Annotated in this window: 12 protein-coding genes; 5 read left to right on the plus strand and 7 right to left on the minus strand. The window is 68.8% G+C overall.

The genetic code is table 11. The features are described 5' to 3' along the window. Positions 1–13 precede the first annotated feature (13 nt). Positions 14–415, plus strand: a complete 402-nt coding sequence (locus tag VT85_RS14065; RefSeq protein ID WP_068416247.1) for a hypothetical protein — start codon at positions 14–16, stop codon at positions 413–415. Here VT85_RS14065 and VT85_RS14070 read toward each other — a convergent pair. The 4 genes from VT85_RS14070 to VT85_RS14085 all read right to left on the minus strand — a co-directional run bounded on the left by VT85_RS14070 (position 412) and on the right by VT85_RS14085 (position 3,841). Next, a complete protein-coding gene (locus tag VT85_RS14070; protein ID WP_068416248.1) occupies positions 412–936 on the minus strand; it encodes a dihydrofolate reductase in 525 nt (174 codons plus the stop codon). The two genes, VT85_RS14065 and VT85_RS14070, sit on opposite strands and share 4 nt — an antisense overlap. 16 nt (positions 937–952) lie before the next feature. Next, positions 953–1,786, minus strand: a complete 834-nt coding sequence (locus VT85_RS14075; RefSeq protein ID WP_068416253.1) for a thymidylate synthase — start codon at positions 1,784–1,786, stop codon at positions 953–955. A 47-nt stretch (positions 1,787–1,833) separates the two neighbouring features. Next, entirely contained in the window at positions 1,834–2,745 is a 912-nt protein-coding gene (locus VT85_RS14080; protein WP_156512869.1) for a hypothetical protein, read from the minus strand. A gap of 124 nt (positions 2,746–2,869) precedes the next feature. Then, a complete protein-coding gene (locus VT85_RS14085; RefSeq protein ID WP_068416260.1) occupies positions 2,870–3,841 on the minus strand; it encodes an aldo/keto reductase in 972 nt (323 codons plus the stop codon). A 178-nt stretch (positions 3,842–4,019) separates the two neighbouring features. Between VT85_RS14085 and VT85_RS14090 the strand changes: the two genes are divergently transcribed. Next, positions 4,020–5,813 carry an SUMF1/EgtB/PvdO family nonheme iron enzyme gene (locus VT85_RS14090; RefSeq protein WP_068416262.1) on the plus strand — a complete coding sequence of 598 codons (1,794 nt, stop codon included), beginning with the start codon at positions 4,020–4,022 and terminating at the stop codon, positions 5,811–5,813. Here the strand turns inward: VT85_RS14090 and VT85_RS14095 are convergent. The 3 genes from VT85_RS14095 to VT85_RS14105 form a co-directional block, all read right to left on the minus strand. Next, positions 5,725–6,900 (minus strand): NAD-dependent epimerase/dehydratase family protein, encoded by a 1,176-nt coding sequence (locus VT85_RS14095; RefSeq protein ID WP_082858596.1) that lies wholly within the window; start codon positions 6,898–6,900, stop codon positions 5,725–5,727. The two genes, VT85_RS14090 and VT85_RS14095, sit on opposite strands and share 89 nt — an antisense overlap. A gap of 32 nt (positions 6,901–6,932) precedes the next feature. Further along, positions 6,933–7,325 (minus strand): Fur family transcriptional regulator, encoded by a 393-nt coding sequence (locus VT85_RS14100; RefSeq protein WP_068416263.1) that lies wholly within the window; start codon positions 7,323–7,325, stop codon positions 6,933–6,935. A 131-nt stretch (positions 7,326–7,456) separates the two neighbouring features. After that, the gene (locus tag VT85_RS14105) at positions 7,457–9,097 is read right to left on the minus strand and encodes a porin (RefSeq protein WP_068416266.1); all 1,641 of its coding nucleotides are present in this window, start codon (positions 9,095–9,097) and stop codon (positions 7,457–7,459) included. Between the two features lie 346 nt (positions 9,098–9,443). Between VT85_RS14105 and VT85_RS14110 the strand changes: the two genes are divergently transcribed. From VT85_RS14110 to VT85_RS14120, 3 genes are all read left to right on the plus strand, one after another. Then, positions 9,444–11,540 carry an efflux RND transporter periplasmic adaptor subunit gene (locus VT85_RS14110; RefSeq protein WP_068416271.1) on the plus strand — a complete coding sequence of 699 codons (2,097 nt, stop codon included), beginning with the start codon at positions 9,444–9,446 and terminating at the stop codon, positions 11,538–11,540. Between the two features lie 101 nt (positions 11,541–11,641). Next, positions 11,642–12,589: an efflux RND transporter periplasmic adaptor subunit gene (locus VT85_RS14115; protein WP_068416276.1), complete on the plus strand. Its 948-nt coding sequence runs from the start codon at positions 11,642–11,644 to the stop codon at positions 12,587–12,589. A gap of 104 nt (positions 12,590–12,693) precedes the next feature. Beyond that, on the plus strand, positions 12,694–14,880 hold the full coding sequence (locus tag VT85_RS14120; protein WP_068416279.1) for an HlyD family efflux transporter periplasmic adaptor subunit: 2,187 nt from the start codon (positions 12,694–12,696) through the stop codon (positions 14,878–14,880). The last annotated feature ends 258 nt before the right edge of the window (positions 14,881–15,138 follow it).

A 15,138-nucleotide genomic window follows, 5' to 3' on the forward strand; every position in this document is an offset into this window, starting at 1 on the left:
GAGGATTCTTGATATGAAGGTTCGACGAATCGTCCGATCCTCCTGGGCCGTCGCCCTGGTCGCCGCCGCCTGGGGCGCGGCGGGATGCGGCGACGCGGCCCCGTCGCCCACCGACCCGGCCGCCTCCCGCGTCCACCTCGCCGCCGCGCTCGACGCCTGGAAGGCCGGCGGCGCGCAGGCCGACCTCTCCGCGAAGTCCCCGCCGGTCCAGGTCCTCGACCGAGACTGGCAGAAGGGGACCAAGGTCACGGACTACCGGATCGAGGGCGAGGGCCAACCCCTCGGCGCGGGCGTCCAGTGGCCGGTCGAGTTGACCCTCGTCAACGAGAAGGGGAAGAGCGCGAAAAAGCGGGTCGTCTACGTCGTCAACGACGGCGACGTCGTCTCCATCGCCCGCCAGGACGTCGATTTCTAGGCGTCGGCCGAACCGGCCGGGCCCGAGCCGCGTTCGAGGACCAGGTACGACGCATCGAACGGATTCGATGCGTCGGCCTCCCATCGTTCGTCGTGGACGGCCCGCCAGTCGGGCGCGGCGAGCGGGTCGAACGGGAAGTACGTGTCGCCGGGAAAGTCGCCTTCCACGAGCGTGAGGTGGATCCGCGTGGCGAGGGCGTGGAATGCCTCGTAGACCTGGCCGCCGCCGATGATCATGGCTTCCTCGGCCCCCGCGAGCCGGGCCTGCTCCAGGGCCTGTTCGACCGAATGCGCGACCTGGATTTCCGCCGTGTGCGGGAACGAGCCTCGCGACAGGACGATGTTCAACCGGCCCGGCAGGGCTCGGCCGAGGGATTCGTGGGTCTTGCGGCCCATGATGATCGGCTTGCCCCAGGTCAGGGCGCGGAAGTGCCGCAGGTCGCGCGGGAGCCGCCAGGGGAGGGCCCCGTCGCGGCCGATCACGCGGTTCCGGGCCATGGCGACCACGAAGGAAACGTCCATCACGGCTCCTTCGCGGTCAGACCGCGACCTCTCCCCGCAGGGCCGGCCACGATTGGTATCCGACCAGCCGGATCTGGGACCGCTCGACGGTCGCCAGGTCGCGGACGCCGGCGTCGATCTCCAGCCGGGGCGGGGGCAGGGGATCGCGCCCGAGCTGTTCGTCGACCTGATCTAGATGGTTGGTGTAGATGTGAGCGTCGCCGAACGTGTGGATGAATTCGCCGGGCTCCAATCCCGTGACGTGGGCCGTCAGGTGGGTGAGCAGGGCGTAGCTGGCGATGTTGAACGGGACCCCCAGGAACAGGTCGGCGGAGCGCTGGTAGAGCTGGCAGGAGAGCCGACCGGCGGCGACGCTGAACTGGAAGAGGGTGTGGCAGGGGGGGAGGGCCATCTCGGCGATCTCGGCCGGGTTCCAGGCGGAGACGATCAGCCGCCGTCCCACCGAGGCGGTCGGGTCGGCGATCACGGCCTTGATCCCGGCGACGAGTTCGGCGATCTGGTCGATGTCGCGACCGTCCGGGGCCTGCCACGACCGCCACTGCCGGCCGTACACCGGACCCAGTTCGCCCTCCTCGTCGGCCCATTCGTCCCAGATGGTGACGCCATGTTCGCGGAGGTAGGCGATGTTCGTCGACCCCCGCAGGAACCAGATCAGCTCGTGGGCGATCGCGTTGAACGCCGTCTTCTTGGTCGTGACCAGGGGGAAGCCGTCGGCCAGGTCGAACCGGATCTGGCGGCCGAAGACGCTCAGGGCGTCGACCTTCTCGCCCGTCGAGCGCAGGACGGCCCGAGTCGGCTTGCGCAGGCCGTTCTCGCGCACGTCCTTCAACAGATCCAGATACGGGCGCATGTCGAGGCTTCTCGCCGGTCGGGGACGCTAGGTCGGAGCAGATAAGATTATTCGGCGCCGGGCAAGGCCTTCGCTGAGGACTTCTCGGGCGGCGTGGGCGCGGAGGGTTCGGTCGCGACGACGGCTTCGGGGCGCGCGGTGACGACGATCAGGCGCTCCTCGTAATGCTTGCGGCCGACTCCTCTGACACCGAGGGAATGCGGGCCCAGGCTGACGACCAGGCCCCCCTGGGAGGGTATCATCCAGTCTCCCTCGATGCGTCGCGTGGAGACTTCGGGGACTTGGATCGTGCCGGCGATGGCGGTCTTGTCGGCGGCTTCGGGCCGGAGCTTGCCCAGGAGCGACGTCTTGACGACCTCGGGGTCGGCCTCCGGGTTCGTCACGCTCTCCTTGTAGCTCGTGGTGACGAAGCCGAGGAGCTTGTTGTGCTGGACGATCATGTGGGCGAAGAGGACCGGGCCCTTCATCCGGGTCCGGGAGAGCTCGACGCGGACGCCGTCGTGGATCTGGTCGACGACGGGCTGGAAGGCGATGTGGGTCCCCTCGTTCGGCGGGCCGTCGGAGACCCGGTTCAGGTGGGCGACGTAGTGGGTCTCGTCCTCGTTCGACATCCGCACGGGGTCGCCCAGCCGGGCGACCATGCGAGGGGCCTGGAGGACGCGGGCCTGGGGGTCGGACTGGCAGGTCGCGACCAGCTCGCGGACGCCGTCGGCGTCGAGCGCCCAGACGGCGACGCCGTCCCGCCGCGCGATCGGCTGGAGTTTGGCCAGCATCTTCCCGCGCCAGTCGGGGTTCGCGGCCGTGAGGTCGTGGATCTCGAATGCGATGTGCGGAGGCTCGGCGGCCGCGGTGGTCTTCGAGGAGAGTTCGGCGACGGCCGCCTCGGCGAGCTTGCTGGGGGTGTGGGCCTGTCCGATCCCGACGCCTGCGGCCATGAGCATTGCGGTCAAGAGCGGCATCCGTGAACCTCCTTGCGACCACCGGGCGAGATCGACTGCGATCGGCGCGGATCCTCCACGCGGCGGCGATCGTGGTCGAACGCCCGGGATCGGTCAAGGCGAAGGTTCGGATCCTGCAGTCGCGTCACTGCGACCAGGAGGTCGGCGTCCGATCCCATCGGTGCTTGCGAAGCTCGGCCAGCAGGTCGTCCGGGAGCCGTCGGCCGTCGCTCGCGCCGAGATTGGCTTCCACGTTGCGGACCTTCCGCATGCCCGGAATGATCGTCGAGACGGTCGGTTCCTGGAGGATGAACCGCAGGGCGAGTTCCGGCATCGTCATTCCGGCCGGGACCAGGGGACGCAAGGCCTCCGCGCGGTCGACGCTCCGCGACAGGTTCTCGGGGACGAAGTACGTGTTCCGCCAATCCCCCTCGGGCCACTTCGTCTCCCTGGTGAGGGTGCCGGTGAGCGTCCCCTCGTCGAACGGGACGCGGGCGATCACGGCGACGTCCCGCTCGCGGCAGAGGGGGAACAGCTCGTCCTCGGGGGCCTGGTCGAAGATGTTGTAGATCACCTGGACCGCGTCGATGGCGTCGGTGCGCAGGGTGCGCAGGACGTTGGTCGGCTCCCAGCGATTGACGCTCACGCCGAAGCCCCGGACCAGCCCCTCGCGCTTGAGGTCTTCGACGGTGCGGAGCCAGCGGTCGTCGTCGGCCCAGGCGTCTTCCCAGACGTGGAACTGCTGGAGGTCAATCGTCGAGACGCCGAGGTTGGTCAACGACTTCTCGGTGTACTCGCGGATATGGTCCGGCGGGAAGCACTCGTCGAGCGTCATCCCCCGGCGCGACGGCCACTGGAAGTTCTTGGGGGGGATCTTGGTGGCGACGTAGAGCCGCTTCTCGGAATGCCGCTTGAGCAGGTCGCCGAGGATCCGCTCGCTTCGGCCCTCGCCGTATCCCCAGGCGGTGTCGAAGAAATTGCAGCCCAGGGCGACGGACCGCTCCAGGGCTGCGGTGGTCTCCTGGTCGTCGTTGCCGGTCCAGCCGGCCAGCCCCCACATGCCGTATCCGACCTCGCTGACTCGCCATCCCAGCCGCCCGAACCTTCGCTCTTGCATGGACCTCGCCTCCCGTCGTCGGATCGATCGATGGCCCATTCTACCACCGAGGTCCGAAGCGACGCGGCCCGAACTCCCGTGGAGTCCCGCGATTCCGCCTGTCACGCGTGGCCGTCACGGAGTAGGCTTGAGGAATCCCCAATTCCTCTCCCGGACGATTACCAGGGAACCCCGGATCATGAACGGCGACGCACCGGACGAATACGATCTGGCCGACGTTCCGGAGCCGGATCGGCTCGATTCCGAGCCGCCGCCTCCGCCGAAGCCCACGGCCCCGCGAGTCCCGGGACAGCCGCTGCCTCGGATGTGGAAGTCCGAACCCGACGACGCACCCGTACGCCCGGCGGCGAGCCCGAAACCCAGGGCCGCCGAGCCCCCGCCGCCGCCGTCGCGGAGGGGCGCACCCGCCGCCGAAGGGGGATCGACCCGGAAGACCGGGCTGAAACCCAAGCCCGACCTGAACGAGAAGGGGGAGAAGAAAGTCCTGATCGAGGACACCCCTGTCTTCGATACGTACGAGACCCGCCAGCGGGTCCGGCTGGCCACGGGCGGGATGCTCGTCTTCGTCGTCGGCCTGGCGGTCTACATCGTCTACAGCCTCTTCCTTTACGACCCGTTCCCGATGGACGACCTCCCCCCCGACGACGGCTACGTCGTCGAGGCGGCCCCCCCGCCGACCAAGCCGGACCTGGACTTCGAGGCCCGCGCCATGCTCTCGCGGGCGCGGGAGTCCGCCAGGAACGGCCGCACCGATGAGGCGATCGCCCTCCTGGAGCAGCTCAAGAAGGCGTATCCCAAGACCCGGACCGCCGCCCAGGCGCAGGAGGCCCTGGAGCGGCCCTCGCAGAACCTGCCCCTGTTCCTGGACGGCCCGACCGTCAAGGCCGATGCGCCTGCGCCCCAGCCCCCCGCCGCGCCCGAGCCTCCGCCGGCCGTCGTGGACGCCCGACCGCCGAACGCCCAGGTCGGCGGCGACGCCCGGCTCGCGCCGCCGGTCAATCCGGCCGAGACCCTCGTCGTTCCTCCCGCCCCCGGCGAGGTCGCGGTCCAGCCCGCATCGCCCGGCGAGGCTCCCGATCGGAGGCTCCCGCCCGGCTTCGCGGCCCGTCCCGAGGCCGGCGTCGATCCCAGCGGCTGGCCCCTGGCGATCGTCGGCGACCGCGACGGCGCGATCATGGTCTTCGTCCCCGGCGGCGTCTTCCTGATGGGCGAGGAACGCGACCCGCAGTTCGCCTCGCCCGAGCACAAGGTCCGCCTCGGGGCCTACTACATCGACCGCCACGAGGTGACCGTCGGCCAGTTCCGCCGCTTCGTCTCCGAGACCCGCTATCGCGGGAACTGGCCCGCGATCGACGAGAAGGACGAGGCGAAGGCCAGGGCGGCCGAGGCGATGCCCATGGTCCTGGTCAGCCAGGCCGACGCGATGGCCTTCGCCGAGTGGGCCGGCAAGGCGCTGCCGACCGAGGCGCAGTGGGAAGCCGCGGCGCGGACCACCGACGGCCGCCTCTATCCCTGGGGCGACGAGCCGCCGAACTACTCCAGGAAGCGCGTCCCGCGCCAGGTCGACGCGGTGATGTCGTTCCCGGAGGATCGCTCGCCCTACGACGTGTTCGACCTCGCGGGCAACGTCCTGGAATGGACGGCCGACGCCTTCGACCGCAACTACTATCGCTCGCTGGCCGGGCGGGTGGTCGACGACCCCGCCGGCGCCGCTCCTCCTCGGACGGGTCGTTACGACGTGGTGGTGAAGGGGGGCAAGCTCGGCGCGGCGTCGAGCCGCGAACCGATCGCGCCGGACAAGCGGCTCACCTACGTCGGATTCCGCTGCGCCTTGCAGGTCGAACGGCTCGCCCCCGCGCCGGAGATCGCGGTCCCGGTCCCGGCTAGCGCTCCGCCGTCGTCGCCGTCGCGGCCGGCGTCGAATCCGGCGAGCCCGGCGACGAAGTCGGCCGCTCCGGTCGTGCCGTTCTGATTCCCCCCGGCGACAGGGCGCGACGGATCGCCACCAGGGTCGGCGTGCGACGGCGGGGGATGCGCGCCTCCTCGTCGTCGAGGAACCAGCGAACCGTGCGCTCAATGGCTTCCTGATAGGTCAGGGCGGGCGTCCAGCCCAGCATTCGTCGGGCCTTCTCCGTGCTGTAGCTCAGTCGGCGCCCCAGCAGCCAGGCGCCGTACCGCGTCACGCGGGGGGGCTTCGGGTTCCGCAGGAGGCGCTCCCGCAGTTCCAGGGCGTAGCCGCCGTAGAAGGCGTACCAGTACGGATAGCGCCAGGTGACGCGGGGGACGCCGACCGCGTCGGCCAGCATGTCGAGGAATTCGCGCTGGGTGATTTCCGAATGGCTGGTGACGTTGTACGCCTCGCCGACCGAGCCCGGGTCGTCGGCCGCCAGGATCATGGCGTCGGCGACCACGCCGGCGTACACGGCGCTCAGGGGGTTGTCCCCCTTGCCGACGATCGAGACCCGGCCCCAGCGGAACTCCCGGATCAGCCTGGGAATGGTCGTGCGATCGCGCTCGCCGAAGATCCAGCTCGGCCGGACGACGGTCAGCGGGAGTCCGTCGGTCTCGGCCATCCTCCAGAGGAGCCGCTCGCACTCAACTTTGCTCCGGGTGTAGTAGTCGAGCGCCCAGATGTTCTCGCCGAGCGGGTGGGACTCGAGGATCGGCTCCTCGCGGTCGTGGGGATGGCCGTAGGCGCTGGTGGAACTGACGTGGACGAACCGACCGACGCCGGCCTTCGCCGACGCCTCGGCGAGCACGCGCGTGGCGTCGATGCAGCCGACCTGGAACTCGCTCCAGCTTCCCCAGTCGCCCACCTTCGCCGCGCAGTGGTAGACGACGTCCACGGCGTCGAGGGCTCGCTCCACGGCGCGGACGTCGAGCAGGTCGCCCTGGGACGGCTCCACTCCCTGTTCGTCCAGGAAGGTCGTGTCGCTGGACGCACGGACGAGGGCGCGGACGTGGTCGCCCCGGGCGCGCAGCCTGGCGACGAGGTGGCTGCCCAGCAAGCCGGTGGCCCCGGTGACGAGGGCGCGTCGGGGTCCTTCGAATCGGCTCATAGGGTCGGCCTCGATCGCTTTCGGGGGATGTATTAGAAGTCGTACGCCGGCGCAGGGCACCGATCGCAGCAGCCGTAGAGTACCACGTCATGGCTGCCGACGACGAATCCCGGCGGCGTCAGGATCTGGAAGCCCACCGAGGAGCCTGGAACGTCGAAGGAGCGGCCGCAGGCGCTGCAGATGAAGTGATGGTGGTGTTTCGAGGCGGCGTCCCGGAGATCGTATCGGTCGGCCGCGCCCGGGATCCGGACGGGAATCAGGGTTCCTTCTTCAAGCAGGCTCTCGATGACCTGCTGGACCGTCGCCGCGTCCAGGCCGGGGACGTCCCTCCGGGCCAGTTCCAGGATTTCCACGGCGCTCAGGGAACGGCCCGCTTCGAGGATGGATCGCCGGATCGCCTCATGCGGCTCGGTGTTTCGGCTCAACGGCGTCTTCCTCGTGATCGAGGCGCGACGGGGCGGCTCCGAGACGCCCGTCGCCGGCCTCAGGCACTTGAATTATCGGATAACCATCCGAAAGCACAAGCGGCAACCTTGGGGCCGGCCCCCGGGCGGGGTCAGTAATAGAGCTGGCCGCGGATCCAGAACAGGTCGTTGATCCGGCTGTGGAGATGGGGGTTGAGCTCGACGGGTGAGTCGTAGTAGGAGCGTTGCCAGTCGAGATAGATCTTGAGGTAGCTGGTGAGGTACCAGTTCAGGCCGATGTCGGTCAGGGCCAGGCCGTTCGTCCATTTCTCGCGGTCGGCAAGCCCGGCGCGGAAGACCTCGTCGCTGAGGCGAAGCTCGCTGAACCGGGCGAACAGCTCGACGGCTCCGGGACCCCAGGAGTTCCGCGTCGGATCGAACGGGCGGAGCGGGTCGACCCGGCTTCGATCCCGGACCTTCTCGCCGGTGAGGAAGTAGGCGAGCGTGATATGGCTGCCGGTCGCCGGCACCGAGAACAGCCGGAACGGCATCCCGCTTCGGGTGTAGTGGTCGCGGCTCCCCTGCCATTCGGCCTCGAACGACATCCCGCCGACGTACCAGGCGAGATGCGCGGCGATCGCGCTATGGTCGCCGCTGAGGTAGGCGTCCTCCTCGAAATCCAGGAACAGCGAGGTCGCGCGGCGGGCGGCCTCGTCGTTCTCGGAAGACTGGAGCGAGGTCCGCAAGGGGAGCGGCCGTTGGGGGACGACCTGCTCTCCCAGATATCCGGAGAAGCCGAAATTGAAGTCGCGAAGCAGGGGGAACCGTTCGGTCTTCAGGAACGGCTTGAAGTTGAGGTAGGAGACGGCGTCTCGGGTGGTGTTCTCGTCCGCCAGGCCGGTCAGGTGGCCGTCGAAGCCGCCGACGGCGTACTCCATGCGGTCGTCGAACAGCAGGCCGTGGGCCATCAGCCCCGCCGACCGAGAGAGCCCGAAATTGAGCGGGAAGAGGGAACGCTCCGGGGTGATGAAGTACTGCTCCAGGTGGTCGTACCAATCATAGCTGTACGGGACCAGGGTACGGCCGAACCGGATCCGGAATCGAGGGTCGATGTTGACGTCGACGTTGCCGTCCAGCAGGTCCCAGACTCCCTCGACGCTCCTCTGGATGGACACCTCGTAGTCGAAGAGGCGGGTCAGCCTGCCTTCGAAGTAGATGCGGACGCGGGGGATGTACAGGCCGCTGGACGCGGGGATCTGGTCGCCCGGCGAGAAGAGCTTGAAGTCGGTCTGATCCAGGATGCGGAAGCGGAGCTGGTACTCGTCGTCGAACGACCGCAGGGCGACCCCTTCCTCGCCGAAGGCCGCGCGGAGGGGAAGCTCCGGGAACGTCGGCCTGTCCGACGCCTCGTCCGCCTGGTCGCCCGTCGATTCGTCGTGGTCCGAGGGCGAATCCCGGAATCCCTCCGAGCCGAGCAGGGGTTCGAGGTCCGTCGCCGGCGACCCCTCGTCCGCGTTCCGCCCGTCCTGGCGTTCAAGGCGGTCTCGCAGCTCCTCGTACTTCGACTCCAGCGAGCGATAGCGCTCGTCGGCGGCCCGGCGGTCGCGCTCGGACCGGTCGAGACGTTCCAGGATGGCCCGGTTCATCGACTCGAGGTCGCGGAAGCGGGCGTCGAGCGAGCCGGCGGGAGCCTCGGCGCGCGAGGGGGCTGGATCGGTCGGGGGTCCGTCGGCCGCGACGCCTCCGACCGGGATGGAAAGCGCCGCGAGTGTGAGGATCGCCCTGGGCTTCATCCGTTTCGCAGCCCGCCTCTTTCGCCTGCCTTCGCGAGATCGCCGCATCGCACGGCGGCGCGACGGATCACGGCCCAAATGCATGAGCCGGCATGGGCTTTATCGACCCTGCGGAGGACGGTCTTGATTCCCCGATCGTTGAAGTCGGAACCCGCCGGGAGACGCCCGCGCGGATTTTCGACGGGAACGTCAGGAATGTGCCGGGAGTCGCCGTCCCGTTGTCCATGTCAAGCTGCGTCGCGCGCCGGTTCGGGAGCTTTGGAGGTCGGGGCGCGGCCGTCGCCGAGTGGACATGGATCCCGCCGGGGTGCGAGACGACCCCGGTCCTCAACGAACTGGTACCACCATGCCGGAAGAAACCATCGACGCCGGTCTGCTCGAGCAGACGAAGAATCAGATCCGCAAGCTGGTGGCCGAGATCGCCGATCTGGCCGAGTCGGACGTCCAGCCCGGCGAATTCTATGGGGAATTCCTGAACCGGGCCGTGGCGGCGACCGCCGCGTCCGGCGGCGCGTTCTGGCTGCTGGACGGTCGGGGCGGGCTCCGGCTCCAGTATCAGCTCGACTTCGCCCAGACCGGCCTCATGGACGGGCGGGTGAAGACCGCCTCCCACGACGCGCTGCTCGGCTGCATGGTCCAGGCCTCGCAGCCCCAGGTGATCCCCCCCGGCGCGGTGATCGAGGGGATGCCACAGGCGTTCAACCCGACCCACCTGACGATCATCCTCGCCCCCCTGATCGTCGATAAGCAGGTGGTCGGCCTGCTCGAAATCCTGATGGACCCGAACCGCCGGGCCGCCCAGCAGAAGAGCACGCTGCGGTTCGTCGGCGACCTCACCGACCTGGCCGCGAACTATCTGAAGAACCGCCAGATGCGGCAGATGGTCTCGCAGCAGCGGATGTGGAATCAGCTGGAGACCTTCACCCACCAGATCCACCACACGCTGGACTTCAAGGAGACCACCTACGCCGTCGTCAACGACGGCAAGCGACTGGTCGGCTGCGACCGCCTGAGCGTGGCCATGAAGATCTCGGGCCGGACCCTGGTCGAGGCGATCAGCGGCCAGGAGGTCGTCGAGCAGCGGTCGAACCAGGTCCGCGAGCTGACCAAGCTCTGCAAGGCGGTGCTCCGCTCCGGCGAGGACCTCGTCTACACCGGCCACACCGAGGGGTTCGCCCCGGACATCCGCGACGCCCTGGAACTCTACGTCGACGAGTCGGGCTCGAAGGCCGTCGCCGTCGTCCTCCTCTACAAGCCCGAGAAGGAGGAGGGGCCGGAGCGCAAGGAGAAGGTCGCCTACGGCTGCCTGGTCGCCGAGCAGATCGGCGACGAGATCGCCCCGACCGACATGCACGCCCGGACCGAGGTGGTCTCGCGGCACGCCTCGACGGCCCTCTGGAACGCCCAGGAGCACCACCGGATCTTCCTCCGGCCCGTCCTCAAGGCGATGGGCTCCCCCTGGCGGCTCCTGCGGGGCCGGACCCTGGCCAAGATCCTGGCCGTGCTGGCCCTGATCGTCGCCCTGATCGGCGCGCTCACCTTCGTCCCCTGGAACCTCCGCATCGAGGGCCGAGGCTCGCTCCTCCCCGAAGAGCGGCACACCGTCTACGCCCCCAACCCGGGCATCATCGTCGAGGCCCCCGTCGAGCACGGCGACCGCGTCAAGAAGGGGGACGTGATCGCCCGCCTGGACAGCCGCGAGCTGGAGAAGGAGCTCAAGAAGCTCACCGCCGAGTACAACAAGGCCAACACCCAGGGCCTGATCCTCCGCCAGCAGGAGGAGTCGGCCAACGAGCGCGAGCGGAACCGGCAGGAAGGCCTGCAGCTCCAGGCCCAGCTCACCGAGGCCCAGATCACCGCCCGGAGCACCAAGGAGCAGATCGACATCACCAAGGAGCAGATCGACGAGATGTCGATCCGCGCCCCGCACGACGGCCTCATCACCACCTGGGACGTCAAGAAGACGCTGCTAGGCCGCCCGGTCGACATCGGCACCGACCTGCTCCAGCTCGCCGAGACCGAGGGCGAATGGGTGCTCGAGGTCGAGGTGCCGGACGACGACATGGGCCCGGTCCTGGCCGCCCAGGCCCGGCTCGACGCCGAGGTCGCCGCCGGGACCAAGCCCGCCGGGTCCACCCTGGCGGCCTACTTCGTGGTGATGACCGAGCCCGAGCACCGCTACCAGGGCTACGTCCGCCGGATCGCCGCCAAGGCCGAGACCAAGACCGAGAGCGCCGAACAGCGGCACACCGTCAAGGTCACCGTCGGCTTCAGCGACGCGGTCCGCGCCGAGTTCCTCCAGCGCAACCAGGAGTTCCGCCCCGGCGCCGAGGTCCGCGCCCGGATCGACTGCGGCGACGCCCGCCTGGCCTACGTCCTCTTCCGCAAGGTCGTCCAGGTCTGGCACGAGTCGGTCCTCTTCCGCTGGCCGTTCCTCCAGTGAGACGAGGCCGTCGAGAACCCCGAATCCGCGAGCCCGGCGCGTCGGCCGGGCCGCCTCCCCCACACCGCCATCGATCATCCCGAGTGGAGGTCCGCCGACCCATGTCCCCCCTGAAGACCGCCGCATCCGTCGCCCTCGGAGCCCTCGCGACCCTCTCCGTCGCCGCGTTCGGCCAGAACGGGCCCGCCACGGCCCCGGCCTCGGCGCCGACCGCCACCCTGGTCCTCGACTCGCACGACCAGCTCGCCACCATCGCCTGGATCGAGAAGTCGGACGTCGCCGCCCTCCGCGAAGGGGTCATGGAGAAGATGGAGCTGCGGCTCGGCGACGCGGCCCAGGCGGGCGCCGAGATCGGCTCGCTCCACAAGGAGATCGCCGAGCTGAGCGTCGCCAAGAGCAAGCTCACGGCCGAGAGCCGGGGGTCCGTCGAGAAGGCCAAGGCCGCCAGCGAGGTCGCCGAGGCGGCCGTCGCCCGCAACCGCCGCCTCGTCGCCCGCAAGGCCGACCTGGTCTCCCAGGAAGAGATGACCAAGTCCGAGGGCGAGTTCAAGGTCGCCGTCGCCCAGGTCAAGGAGGCCGAGGAGCAGATCGCGATCAACATGGCCGAGCTCGCCCTGGCCGAGCAGATGCTCCGCGAGCACACGATCTACGCGCCGTTCTCCGGCATGATCATCAAGCGCTACAAGGAGCCGGGCGAGAGCGTCCAGGCCAACGAGGCCGTCGTCCAGATGGGCAACCTCTCCCGGCTCGCGGCCACGGCGTTCGTCCCGCTCGACTACGCCTACCGCGTCAAGGTCGGCCAGGTCGTCGAGCTTCAGCCCCGCCTCGACGGCAGCCGCGGCGACCAGTCCATCGAGCGGAAGACCTTCCGGGGCGTCATCAAGTTCGTCGACCCCGAGGTCCAGGCGATCGCCGAGAGCGCCGTCCGCATCCGCGCCGAGTTCGAGAACCCCGACCTCGAGCTGCGTCCCGGCCTCAAGGCGGCCATGACCATCTACCTCAACGACGAGGAGGTCGCCGCCCGGCCCTCGTCGCGACCGGCCCGCTGACCTGACGCGACGCGGGCCCGATCGACCCGGCCTCGACGGCCGGGGAGGGCCCGCAACCCCCCCACGAAGACGCCCCGCACGGCCCTGCCGAGGATCGCCGATCGATGAGCGCAGCACCCTCCACCACCCCGGCGCCCTTCGGACAGGCCGCCGAACATCTCAGGGTCAAGCTCCGCCGGGACCTGGTGGTCCAGCCCCAGTTCTATGAGGGGATGACCCACTACGTCATCAAGGACCCGCTGGCCCTCAAGTACTTCCGGTTCAAGATCGAGGAATACTTCCTCCTCCAGCAGTTCGACGGCAAGAACAACCTCCAGGACGTCAAGCGGGCCTTCGAACGCAAGTACCGGCCCCAGACGATCTCGATCGAGGACCTCACCCGGTTCGTGGCCCAGCTCCACGAGGCCGGCGTCGTCCAGATCGACAGCCCGGAACAGGCCGCCGCGCTGATCCGCCGCCGTCGCAAGAACAAGTGGAAGAAGGTCTGGGGCTTCCTCGCCAACATCCTGTTCATCAAGATCCCGGTCATCGACCCCGAGCGGCTCCTGACCTGGATGTACCCCTATTTCCGCTGGCTCTTCACCCGCGCGTTCGTCGCCGGCAGCGTCTTCCTGATGCTCGCCGCGGTGACCCTGGTGGTCAGCCAGTGGAGCCAGTTCTACGCCAAGCTCCCCGAGTTCCAGAGCTTCTTCAACTGGTGGACGATCTTCACCTTCTGGATCAGCCTCGCCGTCGTGAAGATCATCCACGAGTTCGGCCACGGCCTCACCGCCAAGCACTTCGGCGGCGAGGTCCACGAGATGGGGATGCTCTTCCTCGTCCTCACCCCGGCCCTCTACTGCGACGTCACCGACAGCTGGCTCCTGCCCAACAAGTGGCATCGGATCTGGATCTCGGCCGCCGGCATCTACGTGGAGCTGTTCCTCGCCAGCATCGCCACCTTCGTCTGGTTCAACACCGAGCAGGGGCTCCTCAACAGCCTCGCGATGGCCGTCATGTTCATCTGCTCGGTCAACACCGTGTTGTTCAACGCCAACCCGCTGCTGCGGTACGACGGCTACTACGTCATGTCGGACTGGCTGGAGATCCCCAATCTGCGGATCAAGAGCACCCAGTTCTTCACCTACCTGATCCAGGAGAAGGTGCTCGGCCTGGAGATCCCCGTCCAGAGCTACATGCCGCGGTCGCGGCGGAGCCTGTTCGTCACCTACGCCATCGCCAGCTACCTGTACCGCTGGGTCGTCACCTTCAGCATCCTGTTCTTCCTGTCCCAGGTCCTCAAGCCGTACAAGCTCCAGGCGCTCAGCTACATGCTGGCCCTCGGCTCGCTGGTCCCGCTGTTGGGGATGCCCATCTACCAGATCGGTAAATTCCTACGCACCCCCGGGAGGATGCGCAAAGTGAAGAAAGCTCGCGCGGCCGCCTTCGCCGCGGCGTTCGTCGCCCTCGTGGCCGGCGTCCTGCTGATCCCCACCCCGCTGCGCATCCAGGGGACGCTCGTCCTCTCGCCGGCCAAGCCCACCGAGATCTATTCGGAGGTCGAGGGCCGGCTCGTCGAGCTGGCCGTGCTCGACGGCCAGTGGGTCAAGGAAGGCGACGTGATCGCCAAGCTCGTCAACCACGAGAAGCAGAAGGAGCTGATCCAGCGCCAGTCCGAGCACGACGCCTACTGGTTCAAGGCCCTCTGGTACGGCCGCAGCCCCGAGAACGAGGGCCGCGCCCAGGCCCGCCAGAGCGTGCAGATGGCCGAGGAGCTGGAGCCCACGCTCGCCAAGATCAACGAGCAGCTCGGCAAGCTGGTCCTCACCGCCCCCCGCGACGGCCAGGTCATCGGCGTCCCCCACCCCGAGACGGTCGGCCAGTGGGTCAAGCCCGGCAAGCCCTTCTGCGAGGTCGCCGACCCCCACCACCTCGAAGCCCACCTGATCATCGACCAGTCCGACATCGAGCTGATCCGCCTCTCGCCCCCGCCCCAGGCCTGGGTCAAGGTCTACGGCCGCTCCGAGATCACCCTCAAGAGCACCGTCGCCCAGATCGCCAAGCGGAACCGCGAGGAGATCCCCATCGAGCTCTCCAACACCGCCGGAGGTGAGATCGCCGCCTCCCCCGACCCCAAGACCGGCCAGATCAAGCCTCAGTCCGCCGTCTACGAGGTCGTCATCCCCATCGAGAACCCCAACCTCGAGTTCCACCCCGGCCAGCGCGGGTTCGCCAAGATCGACGCCGGCACCCACACCTTCGGCTGGTGGCTCTGGCGGCTCCTTACCAAGACCTTCCACTTCACCATCTGACGCCGGCGCCGAAGCCGTCGCAAACCCCCGAGGCCCGGCCGCGATCCAACGATCGCCGTCGGGCCTCGTCGCTTTCGAATGAACGGACCGCCCGAGGAGCGGCGACGTCCCGTACGGGCTGCAGGATGGTCGTCGGACCGATCCCCGACAGGCCGGACGTCGTACCCAGGGGCCGTCTCGACGGAGACGATCCGCCCCTTGTCGAACCGCCCTCGGTCTCCTACTCTCATTTCGATGCGACGAGAAGTCCGGCGCGTT

Origin of the sequence: Planctomyces sp. SH-PL62 (assembly GCF_001610895.1) — a bacterium.
Classification (GTDB): domain Bacteria; phylum Planctomycetota; class Planctomycetia; order Isosphaerales; family Isosphaeraceae; genus Paludisphaera.

Coding starts and splice junctions, on each gene's coding strand:
- VT85_RS14070 (WP_068416248.1), bottom strand. CDS start 936: ATGGACGTTTCCTTCGTGGTCGCCATGGCCCGGAACCGCGTGATCGGC.
- VT85_RS14090 (WP_068416262.1), top strand. CDS start 4,020: ATGAACGGCGACGCACCGGACGAATACGATCTGGCCGACGTTCCGGAG.
- VT85_RS14120 (WP_068416279.1), top strand. CDS start 12,694: ATGAGCGCAGCACCCTCCACCACCCCGGCGCCCTTCGGACAGGCCGCC.
- VT85_RS14080 (WP_156512869.1), bottom strand. CDS start 2,745: ATGCCGCTCTTGACCGCAATGCTCATGGCCGCAGGCGTCGGGATCGGA.
- VT85_RS14075 (WP_068416253.1), bottom strand. CDS start 1,786: ATGCGCCCGTATCTGGATCTGTTGAAGGACGTGCGCGAGAACGGCCTG.
- VT85_RS14095 (WP_082858596.1), bottom strand. CDS start 6,900: ATGAGCCGATTCGAAGGACCCCGACGCGCCCTCGTCACCGGGGCCACC.
- VT85_RS14110 (WP_068416271.1), top strand. CDS start 9,444: ATGCCGGAAGAAACCATCGACGCCGGTCTGCTCGAGCAGACGAAGAAT.
- VT85_RS14115 (WP_068416276.1), top strand. CDS start 11,642: ATGTCCCCCCTGAAGACCGCCGCATCCGTCGCCCTCGGAGCCCTCGCG.
- VT85_RS14105 (WP_068416266.1), bottom strand. CDS start 9,097: ATGAAGCCCAGGGCGATCCTCACACTCGCGGCGCTTTCCATCCCGGTC.
- VT85_RS14065 (WP_068416247.1), top strand. CDS start 14: ATGAAGGTTCGACGAATCGTCCGATCCTCCTGGGCCGTCGCCCTGGTC.
- VT85_RS14085 (WP_068416260.1), bottom strand. CDS start 3,841: ATGCAAGAGCGAAGGTTCGGGCGGCTGGGATGGCGAGTCAGCGAGGTC.